The following is a 17,886-nucleotide window of genomic DNA, read 5'->3' as shown; positions in this document are numbered from 1 at the left end:
AAAATAGCCATGTCTCGCCGTTCCCTGATTTCGCCGGGCCTGATGTTTTGTTGGGCAATGGCGGTCGGGGGCTGCGCGGTCCCGGCACCGGGACCGCGCACGCCCAATCCAGCCGTGCCTCTCGCTTCCACGTCCAGCCTGCCGGAATTCCCCGAGCTGTTCCGGCAGATGGGAAAACTCTACGCTGATCATCCGCAGGCGCCACAGATGCAGGACGGCGACGGTATGGGGCAAAAAATTTCCATCGCGCGCGTGCGCAAGCCCGGCGCGCTCGACGCCTTGCAGGCTTACCGTGCGCAGGGCATCCATGGCCGCGTCGTCGTGATCACACTGCTGGACGCCGAGGGCAAGCTGCTCGATGCGCGGGTGCTGTCGTCCACACATGCCGAGCTCAATGGGGTCGTGCTGCAGTCGGCACGCGAAGCGGAGTACCGGGGCGGGCGCATCAATGGCGCGCCCTCGCCGATGTATGCAGTCTACGGCGTGAACTTCTAGGCGCGCTGTTTTACGCGCAGGGGAGTCAGGTCAGCGCGCCGCGGGCGTCGACCTGGTAAATGCGCTGCACCGTACCGTGGCGCAGGCCACCGGCCACGCCGATCATGGCGTCGTGCAAATTCACGGTAGGGTCGCAGTGGCCGGGAATCAGCCACAGCATGCTACCCAGGCCCGGCAGGCGCTTGCTGTCGCCCGCGGGCCGCAAGATACCGTGCTCGTCGCCGCCATTGAAATAGGCCAGCTCGCTTTCGCTGTCAAAGGCATGCACCAGCGGCAGGCCGGAATCAATGGCGTGGCTTTTGTGGCCGGCGTCGCACACCGCATGGCTGCCGTGCGTGCTGATCACCTGGGTTTTGACGAACAGTGCGTGTTCGAACTGCGGCTGCGACGGGTCCCGTTCGTTTTGGGCGTAGTCGGCGTCCATGAACATGAAAGAGCCGGCCTGCAGTTCGCCGTAGACGCCGCTGGCGGCCTCCAGCATCAGGCTACCGGTGCCCGCACCCGTAACCAGGTCTACCGTGATGCCCTGGGCTTCTACCAGTTTGCGCGTCAGGAGCACGGCCTCCACCGCCCTGGCAATGGCGTCGCGCCTTTCCTGGGCGCTGCGCATGTGCTGGGCCTTGCCGTGGTAGGCCTGCAAGCCGGCAAAACGCAGCGCAGGGTGTTTGCGGATTTCCAGCACCAGCGTGACGGCGGCGGCGCCGGGCTCGACACCGCAGCGCCCCTGGCCGACGTCGATTTCCACAAACACGTCGATCACGGTGGCACCCGCATTCTTGTTGTTGATGCGGGCCTCCGTCATGGCCTGCGCCAGACGGATCACACCCTCGGTGCTGTCCACCGCAATAGCAAGGTGGCCGCCTTGGGCCGCGACTTTTTGGGTGAGCGCCGCCACACGGGCCAGCTTGGCCGGGGCGATGACCTCATTGCTGATGTAGACGTTGTACACACCGCCAGCCACCATAATTTCGGCTTCGGACGTTTTTTGCACGCACACGCCAATGGCGCCGGCCCGCATCTGCGCCTTGGCCAGCGCGACGCTTTTGTGCAGCTTGGCATGGGGACGCCAGCGGACATTGTGCTTCTTGGCAAATTCAGCCATGCGCGCAAGGTTGCGCTTCATTGCGTCCAGGTCGATGACCAGGGCGGGCGTGTCGATGTCGTTGACCGGTTTCCCGATCAGTTCGGCCAGGCGGGGCGGCTGTGTGCTCATGAGTGCGTTGATGTTTATTCTGCGCTTATTGTGCGCTGAGACGGGCGCCGGCATCGCCGCCGGAAAATCCGTTGTCGTCCAGTGCGTCGTTTTCCAGGTGCTGCGTGTCGGCCCAGCCCACCAGGGAAAAGCCCTGGGGCGTCCAGAGCAGGCGGTTGATGGCCGTGTTGCCCAGCGCCCAGGTGCGCGGGGCCTGGATGTCCAGCCGCGTGGCGGCGCGGTAAAGCACATCCATCACCCCTCCGTGGCCGACCATGGCGATCAGCTCGCCCGGGTGCGCGGCCGCCAGACGCTCGGCGGTGGCCACCACCCGGCTGCGCAAATCCAGCAGCGACTCGCCGCCGGCAGGCGCAAACTCCGGATCCCGCTTGCGCCATCGCATCGACTGCTCGGGCAGCAGGGCCTCGATCTCCGAAAAGGTTTTCCCTTCAAAGTCGCCGAAGCCGCGCTCCCGCAGGCCTTCCTCACGCGTCACCTCGATGCCCAGCACACGGCCCAGGTACTCCGCGGTTTCCCAGGCGCGTGTCAGGTCGCTGGCGTAGATGGCAGTGATCGGTTCGTCGGCCAGCGCGAGCGCCATGCGTTCGGCCTGCCGGCGGCCGGTGTCGTTGAGGGGGATGTCCAGGTGGCCCTGAATGCGGGTATCCACATTCCAGGTGGTTTCACCGTGACGTATGGCAATGACGCGCGTTGATTCCATTGTTATCGGGGAATCTCGACATTGATGCGGCGCGTACCCGGCGGCGGCTGCGGGAAGCCGCGCAGAGCCGAGTCCAGCATGGCGGGCAGCACAGCCGGGGTATCCGACCAGACGCCGTCGTGCAGCGCCCGTGTTTCATAGGCGACCTGGTTGGTGCGAAGGTCGCGCATCACGATGCTCAGCTCGCGCTTGAAATAGGTCGGCTCCGAGATTCCGCCGCCGATTGGGAACGACAGGCCGACCCCGACGCCGCGGCTGCCGCCGCCCATGAACACACCGCTTCCAAACCCAAAACCGCCGTAGGGGCTGTAGCCATAGGGGCCGCGGTCGATGATCTGGGTGGTGGCCACAATCTGCACGCTGTAGCGTGCGACGGGCGGGTTGAGCTCCATTCCCACCTTGGCCAGGGCGCTGCGTGCCATGCCTTCAACGGCATCCTGCGGCGAGCCGGCGGCCTGCTGGGAAGGCAGGCGCTCAAAGCGATACGGTGTGCCAGGCGCAGGCGGCGGGCCGTTCCAGTTGTAGAAGGCAGTGACATCACTGTCGACCAGGCGCACGGTGGAACAACCCGCCATGACAAGGGCCATGGCTGCCATGAAGAAAATCGCCAGTGCACGTCTCATGGGGCCTCCAGGGTAATGCGTTGAAAACGAAGAACGTTGAAAAAGTCAATCAGCCCGAATGCACGCCGATCACGGACAATCCCGGAGGCACCGGCTCCCGGAACTCTTCTGCGTCAAAAGCCTTGTCGCCTTCCGGGTCGGCAATGCCCGTTGTCTTGATGCCCCTGAAATCGTGGCGCTTGTTGTCCATCAGGTGCGACGGCACGATGTTTTGCAGCGAGGCGAACATGTTCTCCAGCCGTCCGGGGAATTTTTTCTCCCATTCGCGCAGCATGTTGCCGACCTGCTTGCGCTGCAGGTTTTCCTGGCTGCCGCACAGCGTGCACGGGATGATGGGAAATTCGCGCACCTGCGCCCAGCGCGTCAGGTCTTTCTCGGTCACGTAGGCCATGGGGCGGATAACGATGTTCTTGCCGTCGTCGCTCACCAGCTTGGGCGGCATGCCCTTGAGCTTGGCCGCAAAAAACATGTTGAGGAAAAACGTCTGCAGCATGTCGTCGCGGTGATGGCCCAGCGCAACCTTGGTACAGCCCAATTCGCCCGCCACGCGGTACAAAATGCCGCGGCGCAGGCGCGAGCACAGCGAGCACAGTGTTTTGCCTTCAGGGATCACGCGCTTGACGATGCTGTAGGTGTCCTGGTTTTCGATGTGAAAGGGTACGCCCAGCTTGCCGAGATAGTCCGGCAGGATGTGCTCCGGGAAACCGGGCTGTTTCTGGTCGAGATTGACGGCCACCAGTTCGAAGTTGATGGGCGCTCGCTTTTGCAGCTTCAGCAAAATGTCGAGCATGGCGTAGCTGTCTTTGCCGCCCGAGACGCACACCATGACCTTGTCGCCTTCTTCAATCATGTTGAAGTCGACAATGGCGCGGCCGACTTCGCGGCACAGGCGTTTTTCAAGCTTGTGGTCTTCGCGCTCGATCTTCATGCTGTTTTGCACGCGCGCGGAGCTTTCCTGCTGCTCGTGTTCCGCGACAGCATCTTCCCAAACAGCACTCATATCATTCACTCCCATATCGTTCACCACTGTCCCGTCTCGATGCGAATGGCTACTTCGCAGTCGTCAAAAATTTCAAGTTTGGCGATCTTCACCCGCACGCCCAGCACGCCGGGCAACTTCATCAGCCGGTGCGCCAGCTTGCCGATCAGGCTTTCCAGCAAGTTGACGTGTTCCGAGGTGCATTCGGTGATGATGATCTGCCGCACCTTGCGGTAATCCAGCACATGGTGGATGTCGTCGTCATGGGGCAGCAGCGGCTGTGTGCCCAGGTTCAGTTCGGCATCGACCTGGATCGGTTGCGGCGCGGTTTTTTCGTGATCCAGAATGCCCAGGTTGGCGTCAAAGCGCAAACCGGTGAGGTTCAGGATCTGGGTGCCCCGGGAATTGAACATGGTGCCAGTCTGTAGTGGGTCAGTTGTGGTGATGTGTAAGCCGTTGCCGATGGCTTACATCAGCGAAAAATCGCGCTCGAACTTCATCAGGTGCTGGCCGCCATCCACCAGCAGCGTGGTGCCGGTGATGGAGCTGTTCTCCAGTGCAAACTTCACCGCGGCCGCCACGTCGGCGGGGGTGGACGACCGGCCCAGCGGCGACAGTTTGTGACGGGCCTCGAATTGTTCGTCGGTGAGCAGGTGGCTGGTCAGCGTCAGCCCCGGCGCAACGCCGACCACACGAACCTGCGGCGCCAGCGCCAGCGCCAGCATGGTGCCGGCCGCTTCCAGCGCGGCCTTGGAAAGCGTGTAGCTGAAAAAGTCGGGGTTCTGGTTCCAGAGCTTCTGGTCCAGCAGGTTGACGACGGCCCCCCTGGCACCGCGCGAGGCCACATGCGCATGCAGGGCCTGGGCCAGCACGATGGCGGCGCCGGTGTTGCTGTGCAGATGCCGGTCCATGGCGGCGAAACCGAAGCTGGCGGCACTGTCTTGCTCAAAGGTCGAGGCGTTGTTCACCACGGCATCGACCTGGCCCATGCGCTCCACCACGGCCGGCAACAGGCCGCGCACCGCCGTTTCGTCGTTTAAATCTGCATGAAAAGCGGCTGCAGCGCCCGACAGTTGTGCGCAAGCAGCTACTGTTTTAATAGCATCTTCTTCGGAGCTGCGGTAATGCACCGCCACCTGCCAGCCGCCGGCCGCGAGCGCCAGCGCGATGTCGCGGCCCAGCCGCCTGGCGGCGCCGGTCACGAGGACAACGGGTCGGGATGATGGCGGGGTTGGGGTCATGGGTGGTGAGGGTTGGCAAAAAGGTCAGGGACGTATCGCCGACAATTGCAGGCGGTGACAAACATGACCCAGACGACCAATCCCCCCATTTTACCGACCAGCCTTGCCGACCACATCGCCAAGGCCATTGACGCTGCCGGCGGCTGGATCGGGTTTGACCGTTTCATGGACATGGCGCTTTACACGCCCGGCTGGGGTTATTACGCCAATACCTCGCGCAAATTCGGCCTGATGCCGCAGTCGGGCAGCGATTTTGCGACGGCCCCAGAGATGTCCGCCCACTTTGGCCGCGCGCTGTCCCGGCAGGTGAAAGAAGCCCTGGCGGCAACCGGCACCACGGAAATCTGGGAATTCGGCGCCGGCTCGGGCGCCCTGGCGCACCAGTTGCTGGATGCGCTGGGCGACTCGGTCACGCAGTACCGCATCGTCGATTTGTCGGGCAGCCTGCGCGAGCGCCAGCAGGAACGGTTGCAGGCTTTTGCCGGCAAGGTGGACTGGGTAGCGGAGCTCCCGGCGCAGATGCGGGGCGTGGTGGTGGGCAACGAAGTGCTGGACGCCATGCCGGTGAAGCTGCTCGCGCGGCTCAACAACATCTGGCACGAGCGCGGCGTGGCCCGCCTTGAGGGAGGATTTGTCCATGCCGACAGCCCGACCGATCTCCGGCCTCCCATTGAAGTGGAAGGCGAACACGATTACGTCACAGAAATCCATCCGCAGGCGGAAGGCTTCATGCGGACACTGGCCGACCGGCTGGACGCCGGCGCCGTGTTCCTGCTCGACTACGGCTTCCCCGAACACGAGTACTACCATCCGCAACGCAGCATGGGCACGCTGATGTGCCACCGCGGCCACCTGGCCGATGCCGATACGCTGGCGGATGTGGGCAACAAGGACATCACGGCGCATGTCAACTTCACCGGCGTTGCCCTGGCAGGGCAGGAAGCCGGCCTGCAGGTGCTGGGCTATACCAGCCAGGGGCGGTTTTTGCTCAATTGCGGCTTGCTGGACGGCATGGAAAACGCCAGCCTGCAGGACCGGGCGATGCTGCAAAAGCTGGTGAACGAACATGAAATGGGTGAGCTGTTCAAGGTGATCGGGTTTGCGGTGGATTCTCCGGACGCTCCTAATTCAGGATGGGAAGCATCGGGGTTTTCTCAGGGCGACAGAAGCCACACCCTGTAGAGCCCCACGCCACAATGCCCCACATGAAAGCACCTCCATGATTCGCTGGATGATCGTGATTTTCCTGGTCCTGGTAGTCATCAGCGGCCTCACGCCCTGGCTGCACAAGCTGGGCTTCGGCAGGCTGCCTGGCGATTTCCGCTTCAGGCTGTTTGGCCGGGAATGGTTTATTCCATTGGCGACCACGGTGTTGCTGAGCCTGATCGCCACGCTGGTTGCCAAACTCATATGAAACAAATCACGCCAAAAGACTACGCGCACCCCCTCTGATGACAGATAGCATCTATCCTCAATGCGCATTGACTGATCCATCCATCGGCCCACCTCTGGAGACCCGGCCTTGAACGCAAACTCCCCCTTCCCGACACCCGTTCAGATTCCCGTGCTGCCCAAAGGCTCCGCACCCTTGCTGTGCGTTGACGTAGGCGGAACCAAGGTGGCCGTCAGCGTGGCCGATGAGCACGGCGTGCGGGGCCGGGTGACCGAAGCCACCGTCAAACAGGGCAGCCGCGACGCACTGGGCCAGCAGGTTCTGGTGTTGATGGCACGCAGCTGCGCCGAGGCGGGCATCGATCCCTCAGCCGTTTCGGCAGTGGGCGTCGCATCGTGCGGACCGTTTGCGCTGCACGACGGTCTGATCGAGCTGACAACCCCAAACATCTGCGGCGGCATGGCCGGCAAGGCGCGTGGCCTGCCCAACGACTGGCTCAGCGTGCCGCTGGAAGCACCGCTGCGCCAGGCCTTTCCCAACGTACGCGTAGAAAACGACGGCATCGCCGCACTCGAGGCCGAGCGCCGCTGGGGCGCCCTGCAGGGTCTGGAGCACTGCGCCTATGTGACCTGGAGCACCGGCGTCGGCGTTGGCCTGTGTGTTGATGGCCGGGTGCTGCACGGCAAGCACGGCAATGCGGGCCACGCCGGCCACATGTTTGTGAGCGACAGCCATGACGCGCTGTGCGGCTGCGGCAATATCGGCGACCTGGAAGCCTTGGTGGCCGGCAATGCGATAGAGCGGCGGTTTGCCGGCGCGGGCCACGCCGGCGCGATCAACCTCTTTGCCGCCGCGCGCGCGGGCGATGCCAGCGCAACGGTGATGGTCGACGAGCTTTGCCGGGTGATGGGTCGCGCCCTTTACAACCTTGTGGTCACGCTGGATCTCCAGCGCATCAGCCTCGGAGGGAGCGTGTTCCTGAATCACCACGACTATCTTTTGCCGCGCCTTCGGGCCCAGATACAGGGCAAGCTGCCCGCCCTGACGGATGGCGTTGAACTGGTGACGGCCGGGCTGGGCGAACGGGTCGGGGACTTTGCAGCCTTGGCACTGGTGAGTTGACGCGGCTGCCGGCAGATAAAACTAGCCCTGCCCCGAAGCCTCGGTCGCTTCAGCCTTCTTCACCACCCTCACCTGCGGCGACAGCTGCCAGAAAATCCCCGCCGACGCCAGCGTGATCAGCCCCATCGCGGCGAACGTTGCCTGGAAGGAATGCAGCGTCTGCACAGCCTCGCCCGCGCCGAAGAAGCCGGTGAAAGCGGCCAGCACCGCGCCCGCGGCGGCCACGCCCATGCTCATCGCCAGCATCTGCACCATCGACAGCAAACTGTTGCCGCTGCTGGCCATGCTGCTGTCCAGGTCACGCAGGGTCACGGTGTTCATCGCCGTGAATTGCATCGAGTTGACCGCGCCAAAACACGCCAGCTGGAGGATGTGCAGCCACAGCGGCTGCGCCGGCGTCACGAAAGCAAAACTCGCCATCGTCAGGCCCACCAGCGCGGTGTTGCTCACCAACACCCTGCGATAGCCGTAGCGCGTGATCAGCGGTGTGGTGACGCGCTTGACCAGCATGCTCGCCACGGCAACCGGCACCATCATCATCCCCGCCTGCAACGGCGAATAGTCCAGGCTGACCTGCAGCAGGAGTGGCACCAGGAAAGGCATGCACGAGCTGCCCAGGCGTGAGAACAAATTGCCCAGCAGTCCGATGCTGAGTGTGGGAATCGAGAACAGCCGCGGCGAAAACAACGGGTCAGGCCGTTTGGCGGCATGCAGCCAGTACGCGGTAAGGCTGGCCATGCCAAACACCAGCAGCACCAGCACGCTGGCCTGTTTCAGGCCCAGGCCCGACAGCCCATCCACCGCCAGCGACACGGCCACCATGCCGAAGGCCAGCAAAAGGTAGCCCGGCAAGTCGAAACGCGGCATTTGAAGCCGTGGGTTGTCCTCCATGTAGAAAAGCGTCGCCACGCAGCCCAGTACCCCCACCGGAATGTTGATGAGGAACACCCAGTGCCAGGAAGCCACCTGGACCAGCCAGCCGCCCAGCGTGGGCCCGATCAGCGGGCCAACCAGGCCCGGAATGGCAATGAAGCTCATGGCCTGTAAAAAGCGCTCACGCGGAAAGGCGCGCAGCACCGCCAGCCGGCCCACCGGCAGCAGCAGCGCCCCGCCCATCCCCTGCACCACCCGCGCCGCCACCAGCTGCATCAGGTTGCCGGACAGCGCGCAGGCGATGGAGCCAATGACGAACAGCGAGATCGCCCCCACATACACCCGCCGCGTGCCAAAGCGGTCGGCGATCCAGCCGGACGCGGGGATCAGCATGGCCATGGTGAGGGAATAGGCCACCACCACCGACTGCATGCGCAAAGGGCTTTCGCCAAAGCTGCGGGCCATGGCCGGCAAGGTGGTGTTGACGATGGTAGCGTCCAGCGTCTGCATGAAAAAGCCGATGGCTACGAGCCAAAGCAGCATGCGCAATGATTTTTCTTCTGCCTGCATGGATGAGAGATGCGAAAGGGCGAACTTGGTTCACCGCATGGGGAATCAAGAAGACAAGAGGATGGCCGGACAGCAAAAAGCCGCCTCGAAGGCGGCTTTTAAAGCGAAGGCGTTGAGTTCCGCCTCAGGCCGAGAAGCTGGATCCGCAACCGCAGGTGCTGGTGGCGTTGGGGTTCTTGATGACGAATTGCGCGCCTTCAAGGTCGTCCTTGTAGTCGATTTCGGCGCCCACCAGGTACTGGTAGCTCATGGCGTCGATCAGCAGGGACACGCCATTTTTGGTCATGGTGGTGTCGTCTTCATTGGTGATTTCATCGAAGGTGAAACCGTACTGGAAACCGGAGCAACCGCCGCCCTGCACAAAGACGCGCAGCTTCAGATCCGGGTTGCCTTCTTCGGCAATCAGCTCAGCCACTTTGGACGCGGCGCTGTCGGTGAAGACAAAGGGCGCGGGCATTTCGGTCTGGATATTTTCGGCAACGGCACTCATGGGGGCTCCAATACATAAAGCGAATCAGGGTTCGCGATTCAAGGCTTTCAGGCCTCTGGCGACACTTATGGGCAAATAGTACAGCAATTCAATCAACCATAACGCCCATGCGTGTTAGGCCGTGCCGTCTATTTGTGAGCGCTTACTCGCTCAATTCACCCCAATCAATCAGATGTTGTTGGCGGCCAGCTTGAGCGTGGGTTTTTCTTCCAGCTCCGCGTGGCTGGTAGCGCGCAACTGTCCAAATATGACGGCACCCTGGTGCATTTCAAGCGCCTTGTAAGACACATCGCCCTCGATTTTGGCTTTGGGCTGCAATTCAAGCAGCTCGGATGCGTGGACAGGGCCCATCACCCGGCCATTGATGATCACATGGTCGGCATGAATATGGCCGGTCACAGTGGCGGACTCGCTGATCACCAGAATGCTGGAGCTGCCTTCGGCGGCGCGGATGTCGCCGATCACTTCACCGTCGATCCGCAGGCCGTCGGTGAATTTCAGGTTGCCCTCAATGCAGCTGCCTTGGGCGATCAGGCTTTTGATGGGCGGCTGCTTCTTTTTTCCAAACATACAAAGATTCCTGTGCTGGGGTGTCGCGGTGGAAGGGGAAATCGGGGAGAAATTCTTAAAGCTTGAAGGTCTGGGCAGATCTGACCGCTGTGCCCTCAATGACTTTAGCTGTAACTGTTTGTACCATGGCTTGGGGGGGCAAGTCGAGGACACCTTCCACACGAAGGTACTGTTTGAACTGTAAAGTTTGCGGTCCGCCGGGCAAAGTCATCGTCCAGGGTTTTCCGTCCTGCGTGCCATGAACCGTCAGGTCAAGTTTCCCGTTGAAGTTCGGCGCACCCTTGACGGGTTGGATCACCAGGACCTGCCATTTGAGCTGGGTTCCCGACAATACCTCTGCCTGCAGGCTGCGGATGGCGACAACCTCGGCGCTACCAGCCGGCAAAAGCTTCTGAAAGAATCCCAGGTCGTCACGCAGGCTGCGGTTGTCGCTTTCCAGCTGCCGGATCTGGCTCATCATTTTTTCCTGCACCGCTTTTTCGGCCGTGAGCAGGCTGCCTGAAGTATTGGCAATCGATTGCGCCCTGTCGCGGTCTGCACGCAAAGTGACCACTTCCTGACGCAACACGCTGATCTCTTCCCTGGTATCGGTATCCACGCCCGCAATCCCCTTGCCGAACTCGAAGGCCCAGAGGGCGACCGCTGCGGAAAACCCCAGCATCAGGGCGCCGGCAATCCACCGCAGGGGCCAGGGGAGCGAACTGCGAACCGACATGCGCGGGGAACTGATCGTCAGGCGGCGGCGAAACAGGCGAAATTTCAAATCGGAGGCCCTGCAGTTTTCGGTTCAAGGAGGTGCATTGTGCACGCACTCACCTTCGATATCAGCCAATCCAGCCGTAAAGCCGGGTAAGGCTTTGCATCAGGAAAACTAAACGCTTACAAAGCATTGACAGGGCGTTGTGGGCATCACACAAATGCCCCGCCCATGAAAAAAGCCGCCGGGTGAACCAGGCGGCTTTTCGGGGACAGCGAAAGCGGCTAAATGTCGATTTAGCGCTTGCTGAACTGCTTGCGGCGGCGAGCTGAACGGAAACCGACTTTTTTACGTTCGACTTCACGTGCATCGCGGGTCACAAAGCCAGCCTGGCTCAGGGCCGGCTTGAGCGTTGCGTCGTAATCGATCAGCGCACGGGTGATACCGTGGCGCACTGCGCCGGCCTGGCCGGACTCGCCGCCGCCGTGGACGTTGACCATGATGTCAAACGTCTCGACGTGGTTCGTCAGAAACAGGGGTTGGCGGCAGATCATGATCGAGGTTTCACGACCGAAGAACACCTGGATGTCACGGTCATTGATCGTGATCTTGCCGGTGCCTTTTTTGATAAACACACGGGCGACGCTGGATTTGCGACGGCCGGTGCCATTGTTCCATTCACCAATCATCAATGGCTCCTTAGATGTCCAGCACTTTAGGCTGTTGGGCGGTATGCGGGTGCTCTGCACCACCGTACACCTTGAGTTTCTTGATCATGGCGTAGCCGAGCGGGCCCTTGGGCAGCATGCCCTTGACGGCTTTTTCCAAAGCGCGGCCAGGGTGCTTGGCTTGCATGTCGCGGAAATTGGTGGCAGTGATGCCGCCTGGATAACCGGAATGGCGATAGTAGATCTTGTCGGTCGACTTGGCGCCGGTGACGCGCAGCTGGGCTGCATTGATGATGACGATGAAGTCACCGGTATCGACGTGAGGCGTATAAATGGCCTTGTGTTTGCCGCGCAAACGGAGAGCAACTTCGCTGGCTACTCGTCCGAGGACCTTGTCGGTCGCGTCAATCACAAACCACTCGTGCGTCACGTCAGCGGGTTTTGCGCTGAACGTTTTCATGAGTTTTCTTTCGAAAAAATGGTTTGTCGGGTTCTTTTCTGCGGTCGGTGTTCTTCTGATGAGAACCTCTTAGGCAGTATTTCAAGCTCTGCCGCGGAACCACTAGGCGCTGCAGAGCCCACGATTATATGAAAAATCAAGGACTTGCGTCAATATTCAGCCGGCTTTAAGGCATTTCTCCCCGGCAAGAAGGTAGGATAGACCCATGTTTTCCTATCGCCACGCCTTCCACGCAGGCAACCACGCCGACGTGCTCAAGCACACCACGCTGATCGCGTTGATGAAGTATTTGACCCAGAAAGACGCGGCGCTGACCGTGATCGACACGCATGCGGGCGCGGGCCTGTACCGGCTTGACGGAGATTACACCGAAACCAGCGGGGAAGCTCAAGAGGGCATTTTCAGACTGCTTTCCCAACCTGTTTCCCAGACAAAGCCGGCTCCAGCCCAAGTACAGCGTGCGCAAGCAGCTCCTAAAACCATAGCAAAACCCGCCACCACCAAACCAGCCGCAGGCGGCTGGGCGCCTGCCCTGCAGGACTACATCGACCTGCTGCGCGGCCTGAACCCGCAATTCGCCGAAAGCGGCGACATCGCGCACCTGAAGATCTATCCGGGCTCCCCTTTCATCGAGCAGCAATTCCTGAGCGGGCGCGACAAGCTCAAGTTGTTTGAATTGCATCCCACCGATTTCAAGTCGCTTTCCGGCAACATTGAACAGTTGGGTGTCGGCCGCCAGGTGGCGGTTTCGCGCGAAGACGGCTTTGAAGCGCTGAAAACCTTTTTGCCGCCACCCGCCCGCCGGGCGATGGTGCTGTGTGACCCCAGCTATGAAATGAAAAGCGACTATGCGCGTGTGTCGGCCTGCATGGCAGACGCCGTCAAGCGCTTCGCCACTGGCACCTATGTCGTCTGGTACCCCATCATTCCGCGGCCGGAAGCCCATGACTTGCCCCGCAAGCTCAAGACGCTGGCCGTGAAAGCCAGCCGAAGCTGGCTGAATGCCGCTTTAACGGTGAAATCGAGCAAATTAACAACAGATACCGCCGGTGACGTGGTGCGGCCAGGCCTTCCTGCCAGCGGCATGTTTGTCATCAACCCGCCCCACACCCTCAAGGCAGAGCTGCAAGCGGCCTTGCCGCAAATGGTGGCCCTGCTGGGGCAAGACCGCAATGCCGGCTTCACGCTGGAGCATGGCGGCTAGGGCTTTCAGGACGACGCCCTGCAAGGGGAGCATGGCAGCCGGCACCGCCAGCCGGTTATGCCAGGTTGGCTGTGTTGTGCGCCCAGACTTTCCTGTCTTTACCGCCGCAGTGAGTTGTGGCAAGGTTGCCCCGTAAACTTTCCCAAAGTCTGCGCCTCCATTGTCCCGCCGTGTTTCCCCTGCTTCCTGTGTCCTGATTTCCGCTTTCTTTTCTTCCTTTCCTCTTGGCTCTCCCCGCTCCCTCGGTGCTCCACCACTAACATGCCCGTCCAGGCTCAAGCTCTCCCATCCGCCGCCCCGGATACGCCGGGCCGTGGACCGCGCGTGCGTGGGAAAACGGCCAGACCGGCGGAAAAGGGAGTCAACGCCGACTCAGCAAGCGGGATGGCGATGGGCACGCCAGAGGACATGGAAAGTGAAATCGAGCGCCGGGTTGCGCTTCGCACCCAGGAGCTTCGTGCATCGCTGGCGCGCTACCAGACGATGGTGGACCTCGCAACCGAAAACATCTGCGTCGGGCAGGAAGGCCTGCTGCGCTTTGCCAATCCGCCGTGCCTGGCCTTGCTGGGTACAGAGGTCGGCACCATGGCCGACCGGCCCATGATCGAGTTCATCCATCCGGAAGACCGCAACTTTGTTTCCGGCAAGCACAAGCTGCGCGCCGCCGGCAACGTCGTCCCGGCTTTTGAGGCGAGATTCCAGCGCGACGACGGCACGATTTCCTGGGTGGAAATCAATGGCGTGCTGGTGGACTGGGAAGGTGCGCCGGCGGACCTTTTTTTCCTGAAAGATGTCACCGAGCGCAAAAGACTCGAGGCCCTGACCCGATCAGCCGCCGAGCGCTACCGGGCGGTCGTGGAAAACGTCAACGACGTGATCCTGGTGGTGCAAAAAGGCATCGTGCGCTTTTCCAATACCAGCGCCCAGTCCATGTTCGGCCTGACGCTCACCGGGCTGCCGTCCATGCACCTGATCCATCCCGACGACCGCGGCATGGTGCAACGCCAGCGCGAGCTCATGCAGTCAGGCACCATGGTCAGCGCCTACGAGGCCCGCTTCATCACGCCACCGCGCGAGACCATGGCGCCGGACCTGCGCACCGGATGGGCCAGCATCTACGGCACGCGCATTGAATGGGACGGCGAACCTGCCCTGCTCGTGCTCATGTCCGACATCAGCGAGCGCCGCCGGCTGGACGAAGAACTCAAGACCGCGCTGACGCAGCGCGAAGCCATCCTCGAAACCACCGCCGTCGGCGTCACCTTCCTCAAAAGCCGGCGCCACCAGTGGCTGAACCGCACGCTGGCCGCCATGCTCGGCTACAGCCCGGCCGAGCTGCTGGGCAAGGAGACGCGCGTTCACTATCCCAGTGACGAGGATTTCGAACGTACCGGCGAACTCGCCTACGCGCAGATCGCGCAAACCGGATCGTTCTCGCTGGAAACGCGCATGCGCCGCAAAAGCGGTGAGCTGATCTGGGTTCAGCTTGACGGCTCGGCGCTCGACCGCAACCGCCCGCAGGAAGGCTCGGTGTGGACTTACGTGGACATCACCCGGCGCAAGGTAGCCGACGAAGAAGCCCGGCGGGCCCTGGCGCGCGAACGCGAGCTGGGTGAGCTCAAGACGCGCTTTGTGTCGATGGCCTCGCATGAATTCCGCACGCCGCTTGCCACGATCCTGTCGTCCGCAGAGTTGATCGAACACTACGGCGAAAAAATCACGCACCGCGAGCGCCAGGACATCATGGCCGACCTGGTGATCGCGGTCAAACGCATGCAGGGCATGCTTGAAGACATGCTCACCGTCGGGCAGGCCGACGCCGGCAAACTCAAGCTCAACCTGAAACCGCTGGATATCGCGGCGCTGTGCCGCAAGCTCGTGACCGAAATGCACACCAGCGACGCCGGCCAGCATGCGATTGAATTTGAAGCCCCTATCGGCCACGACGCTTTTTCACAGCTGGTCATGCTCGACGAACGGCTGGTCCGGCACATTGCCAGCAACCTGCTGGCCAACGCCTGCAAATATTCGCCCGCCGGCAGTGTGGTGGTGCTCACGCTGGACCGCCGGCAGGACGAGTCCGGGGACCACCTGATCCTGCGCGTCAGTGACGAAGGCATCGGCATTCCGCCCTCGGACCTGCCGCGCCTGTTCGAGAGCTTTCACCGCGGCTCCAATGTAGGCAACCGCCAGGGTTCCGGACTGGGCCTGGCCATTGTCAAACACGCCGTTGACCTGCATCACGGCAAAATCGAGGTGGCAAGCATGCCGGGAACGGGCACACAGTTCACGATCAGCCTGCCCATTTCTCAAGGAACCCCATGACCCTGATCCTGATCGTTGAGGACGACGACGCCATCCGCAGCAACATCGTGCGGCTGCTCAAACTTGAAGGTTTTGAAACGGCCGCGGCCGCAGATGGCCGGCAAGGCCTGGAGCAGGCCCGCGCAAGCCGCCCCGACCTGATCGTCTCCGACGTCGGCATGCCCGGCATGAACGGCTTTGAACTGCTGGCAGCCGTGCGCGCCGACCCGCTGCTGGTCAACACCCCCTTCATGTTGCTGACCGCGCTGGACGACCGCGAGAGCATGCGCCGCGGCATGACGGCCGGCGCCGACGATTATTTGTCAAAACCCTTCAGCCGCGCAGAACTGCTCGACGCCGTCAATGCACAGCTGAAGAAAAAAGCACGGGTGCGTGAAGCCATCGACTCGGGTGTTGCCGCCGGCGAAGAACGCCTGCGTGCAGCTTTTGCCAGCCGCATCAGCGGCAGCCGTCCCGACAGCGTACCGGTTGATATTCCGGCCAGCGCGCAAACCGAAGAACTGGCCAATGCCACTGTGCTGGTGGCCAGCATCCGCAATTTCACCTCGCTGGCTGAAAAACTCAATGCTGCGGAAGTGTCGCAACTGCTCACCGAATATTTTGAACGTATCTCCGAACCGGTACTGAAAAACAGTGGTCGGCACATCAAGTTTGTCGGCGATGGGCTGATGGCGGTGTTTGTCGACACCCTCACCGGTTCGCCGCTGCCGGCCCCGCGCCGCGCTATTTCTGCAGCCCTTGCCATGGCACTGGCCACGCACGAATTCCGCGACTGGCTGGAGCAGCGCTTCGGCGGCCGCGCGCTGCCGCCGTTTGCCATGGGCATCGGCATCCACAGCGGCGCCGTCACGCTGTGCCAGCTCGGCACGCAGCAGACCAAGGAACTCACGCCCGTGGGCGAAACCGTAACCCTGGCCTCGCGGCTGGAAGACGCCACCGAAGAAAAGGGCTGGACAGTGATGGCCAGCGAGCAGACGCTCGGCGAAGCCGGCACCGGCATCCAGACCGGCATCCACACCTCGCTCTCGCTGCCCGGGCGCAACCTCGCCATCGATGTGGCCGAGGTCACAGGCCTCATCACCACCATGGACGACAAGATCCATGGCATGGCCAGCCTGACCGAGCGCGCCAGCGAGATCAGCGACGCCGTGCGCGCCAATTCGGACATCACCGCACGCGCGGTCAAGGGCGCGCTGGACGCCAAGCTCTCGGCGCTGAAAGACCTGCGCTTTGACGCCAGCAGCGAGGCGGTACGCCTCAAAGGCTACCGCATCACGCGCAAGATCGGCGCCGGCGGCATGACCGAGGTCTACCTGAGCGAACGTGAATCCGACGGCCTGCCGATCGTGCTCAAAGTGCTGGACTCTCGGGGCAAGGAAGCCTCGGAACACCTGGTGCGCTTCATCCAGGAATACGCCCTGCTCTGCAAGATCGACCATCCGCACGTGATCAAGATCTACGACCAGGGATTCACCGACGAGCACGCCTACATCGCGATGGAGTACTTCGAACGCGGTGACCTGCGCAGCCTGTTCGGGCCCGACCTGGCCCGCTCGCAGGCGCTGACGGTGGCGCGCGAGGTCGCCCAGGCGCTGTCGGCCATCCATGCGCACGGCATTGTCCACCGCGACATCAAGCCTGAAAACGTCATGCTGCGCGCCGACGGCAGCGTGGCGCTGGCCGACTTCGGCATCGCCAAATCCATGCTGCAGGCCCCCAGCATGGGCCTGACCCAAACCCACCACGGCGACGTCGTGGGAACGCCCTACTACATGAGCCCCGAGCAGGCCACCGGTCGCAAAGTGACGGCGCAGTCCGACCTCTACAGCCTGGGTGTGATGCTGTTCGAAATGCTGGCCAACCGCCGGCCCTACGTTGCCGAATCGCTCGAGCTGCTGCTGGCCAAACACCTGAATGCCGATACCCCCGCACTTCCCGAAGTGCATGCGGAATTGCAAGGCGTCGTCAACAAGCTGATGGCCAAAAGCCCCGAGCACCGCTACGAATCAGCCGAAGCCTTTCTGCTCGAACTCGAATCCATCGCGCCCGCGCCTGAGATCAGTTTGTAACCCCCGTCCAGGCTCACTTCGTGTAGCCCGTTCCCCCCTTTCAGGGGGCGGCGCCTGGGGCCGGCAAAGCCGGACCCTCGGCCCCCACTGGTAATGCCCAAAGAACTCTTTAACTCAGCAGGGGCCGCGGAACCGGCTTTGCCGGGCCGCAGGCACTGTCCCCTGCAAGGGGAAAAGGGCTACACGCAGTGAGC

Annotated in this window: 19 protein-coding genes; 7 read left to right on the top strand and 12 right to left on the bottom strand. The window is 62.2% G+C overall.

Annotation, left to right across the window (positions count from 1 at the left end; all coding sequences use genetic code 11):
• The first annotated feature begins 9 nt into the window (after window positions 1–9).
• Entirely contained in the window at window positions 10–495 is a 486-nt protein-coding gene (locus ACXJKE_RS23000; protein WP_457282907.1) for an energy transducer TonB, read from the top strand.
• Between the two features lie 25 nt (window positions 496–520).
• On the opposite strand, the gene ACXJKE_RS22995 is transcribed toward ACXJKE_RS23000, so the two are convergent.
• Genes ACXJKE_RS22995 through ACXJKE_RS22970 form a run of 6 tightly spaced genes read right to left on the bottom strand, consistent with a single transcriptional unit; the run spans window position 521 to window position 5,251 of the window.
• Window positions 521–1,708 carry a DSD1 family PLP-dependent enzyme gene (locus ACXJKE_RS22995; protein ID WP_457282906.1) on the bottom strand — a complete coding sequence of 396 codons (1,188 nt, stop codon included), beginning with the start codon at window positions 1,706–1,708 and terminating at the stop codon, window positions 521–523.
• Between the two features lie 25 nt (window positions 1,709–1,733).
• Window positions 1,734–2,408, bottom strand: coding sequence for a histidine phosphatase family protein (locus ACXJKE_RS22990; RefSeq protein ID WP_457282905.1), 675 nt, complete (start codon window positions 2,406–2,408; stop codon window positions 1,734–1,736).
• A 2-nt stretch (window positions 2,409–2,410) separates the two neighbouring features.
• Complete coding sequence (locus tag ACXJKE_RS22985; RefSeq protein ID WP_457282904.1) at window positions 2,411–3,031, bottom strand: DUF4136 domain-containing protein; 621 nt, start codon at window positions 3,029–3,031, stop codon at window positions 2,411–2,413.
• A gap of 49 nt (window positions 3,032–3,080) precedes the next feature.
• Window positions 3,081–4,031 carry a tRNA 2-thiocytidine(32) synthetase TtcA gene (ttcA, locus tag ACXJKE_RS22980; protein ID WP_457282903.1) on the bottom strand — a complete coding sequence of 317 codons (951 nt, stop codon included), beginning with the start codon at window positions 4,029–4,031 and terminating at the stop codon, window positions 3,081–3,083.
• Between the two features lie 20 nt (window positions 4,032–4,051).
• Complete coding sequence (locus tag ACXJKE_RS22975; protein ID WP_431094939.1) at window positions 4,052–4,423, bottom strand: dihydroneopterin aldolase; 372 nt, start codon at window positions 4,421–4,423, stop codon at window positions 4,052–4,054.
• 54 nt (window positions 4,424–4,477) lie between these two features.
• A complete protein-coding gene (locus ACXJKE_RS22970; protein ID WP_457282902.1) occupies window positions 4,478–5,251 on the bottom strand; it encodes an SDR family oxidoreductase in 774 nt (257 codons plus the stop codon).
• A 63-nt stretch (window positions 5,252–5,314) separates the two neighbouring features.
• On the opposite strand from ACXJKE_RS22970, the gene ACXJKE_RS22965 reads away from it, so the two are divergent.
• From ACXJKE_RS22965 to ACXJKE_RS22955, 3 genes are all read left to right on the top strand, one after another.
• Window positions 5,315–6,433 (top strand): class I SAM-dependent methyltransferase, encoded by a 1,119-nt coding sequence (locus tag ACXJKE_RS22965; RefSeq protein WP_457282901.1) that lies wholly within the window; start codon window positions 5,315–5,317, stop codon window positions 6,431–6,433.
• Between the two features lie 37 nt (window positions 6,434–6,470).
• Window positions 6,471–6,665 carry a DUF2905 domain-containing protein gene (locus tag ACXJKE_RS22960; RefSeq protein WP_457282900.1) on the top strand — a complete coding sequence of 65 codons (195 nt, stop codon included), beginning with the start codon at window positions 6,471–6,473 and terminating at the stop codon, window positions 6,663–6,665.
• 144 nt (window positions 6,666–6,809) lie between these two features.
• Entirely contained in the window at window positions 6,810–7,766 is a 957-nt protein-coding gene (locus ACXJKE_RS22955) for an ROK family protein (protein ID WP_457282921.1), read from the top strand.
• Between the two features lie 21 nt (window positions 7,767–7,787).
• Here ACXJKE_RS22955 and mdtD read toward each other — a convergent pair whose 3' ends face one another.
• The 6 genes from mdtD to rplM all read right to left on the bottom strand — a co-directional run bounded on the left by mdtD (window position 7,788) and on the right by rplM (window position 12,094).
• Entirely contained in the window at window positions 7,788–9,209 is a 1,422-nt protein-coding gene (gene mdtD / locus ACXJKE_RS22950; protein WP_457282899.1) for a multidrug transporter subunit MdtD, read from the bottom strand.
• 124 nt (window positions 9,210–9,333) lie between these two features.
• Window positions 9,334–9,699 (bottom strand): iron-sulfur cluster insertion protein ErpA, encoded by a 366-nt coding sequence (erpA, locus tag ACXJKE_RS22945; RefSeq protein WP_122955163.1) that lies wholly within the window; start codon window positions 9,697–9,699, stop codon window positions 9,334–9,336.
• A 168-nt stretch (window positions 9,700–9,867) separates the two neighbouring features.
• Window positions 9,868–10,269, bottom strand: coding sequence for a bactofilin family protein (locus tag ACXJKE_RS22940; RefSeq protein WP_457282898.1), 402 nt, complete (start codon window positions 10,267–10,269; stop codon window positions 9,868–9,870).
• A gap of 55 nt (window positions 10,270–10,324) precedes the next feature.
• Window positions 10,325–11,032 carry a DUF6776 family protein gene (locus tag ACXJKE_RS22935; protein WP_457282897.1) on the bottom strand — a complete coding sequence of 236 codons (708 nt, stop codon included), beginning with the start codon at window positions 11,030–11,032 and terminating at the stop codon, window positions 10,325–10,327.
• Window positions 11,033–11,262: 230 nt separating this feature from the next.
• Entirely contained in the window at window positions 11,263–11,655 is a 393-nt protein-coding gene (gene rpsI, locus ACXJKE_RS22930) for a 30S ribosomal protein S9 (protein WP_007867568.1), read from the bottom strand.
• 10 nt (window positions 11,656–11,665) lie between these two features.
• Window positions 11,666–12,094 (bottom strand): 50S ribosomal protein L13, encoded by a 429-nt coding sequence (rplM, locus tag ACXJKE_RS22925; RefSeq protein WP_007867557.1) that lies wholly within the window; start codon window positions 12,092–12,094, stop codon window positions 11,666–11,668.
• Between the two features lie 205 nt (window positions 12,095–12,299).
• Here rplM and ACXJKE_RS22920 point away from each other — a divergent pair, with 205 nt between their 5' ends.
• The 3 genes from ACXJKE_RS22920 to ACXJKE_RS22910 all read left to right on the top strand — a co-directional run bounded on the left by ACXJKE_RS22920 (window position 12,300) and on the right by ACXJKE_RS22910 (window position 17,692).
• A complete protein-coding gene (locus ACXJKE_RS22920) occupies window positions 12,300–13,298 on the top strand; it encodes a 23S rRNA (adenine(2030)-N(6))-methyltransferase RlmJ (protein WP_457282896.1) in 999 nt (332 codons plus the stop codon).
• A 408-nt stretch (window positions 13,299–13,706) separates the two neighbouring features.
• Entirely contained in the window at window positions 13,707–15,623 is a 1,917-nt protein-coding gene (locus ACXJKE_RS22915) for a PAS domain-containing sensor histidine kinase (protein WP_457282895.1), read from the top strand.
• Entirely contained in the window at window positions 15,620–17,692 is a 2,073-nt protein-coding gene (locus ACXJKE_RS22910; RefSeq protein WP_457282894.1) for a protein kinase domain-containing protein, read from the top strand. Before ACXJKE_RS22915 ends, ACXJKE_RS22910 begins: the two co-directional genes overlap by 4 nt.
• The last annotated feature ends 194 nt before the right edge of the window (window positions 17,693–17,886 follow it).

This window comes from Polaromonas sp. P5_D5 (assembly GCF_054049435.1).
Note: the sequence above shows the minus strand (reverse complement) of the source record. Positions and strands in the feature narration are given on the sequence as shown.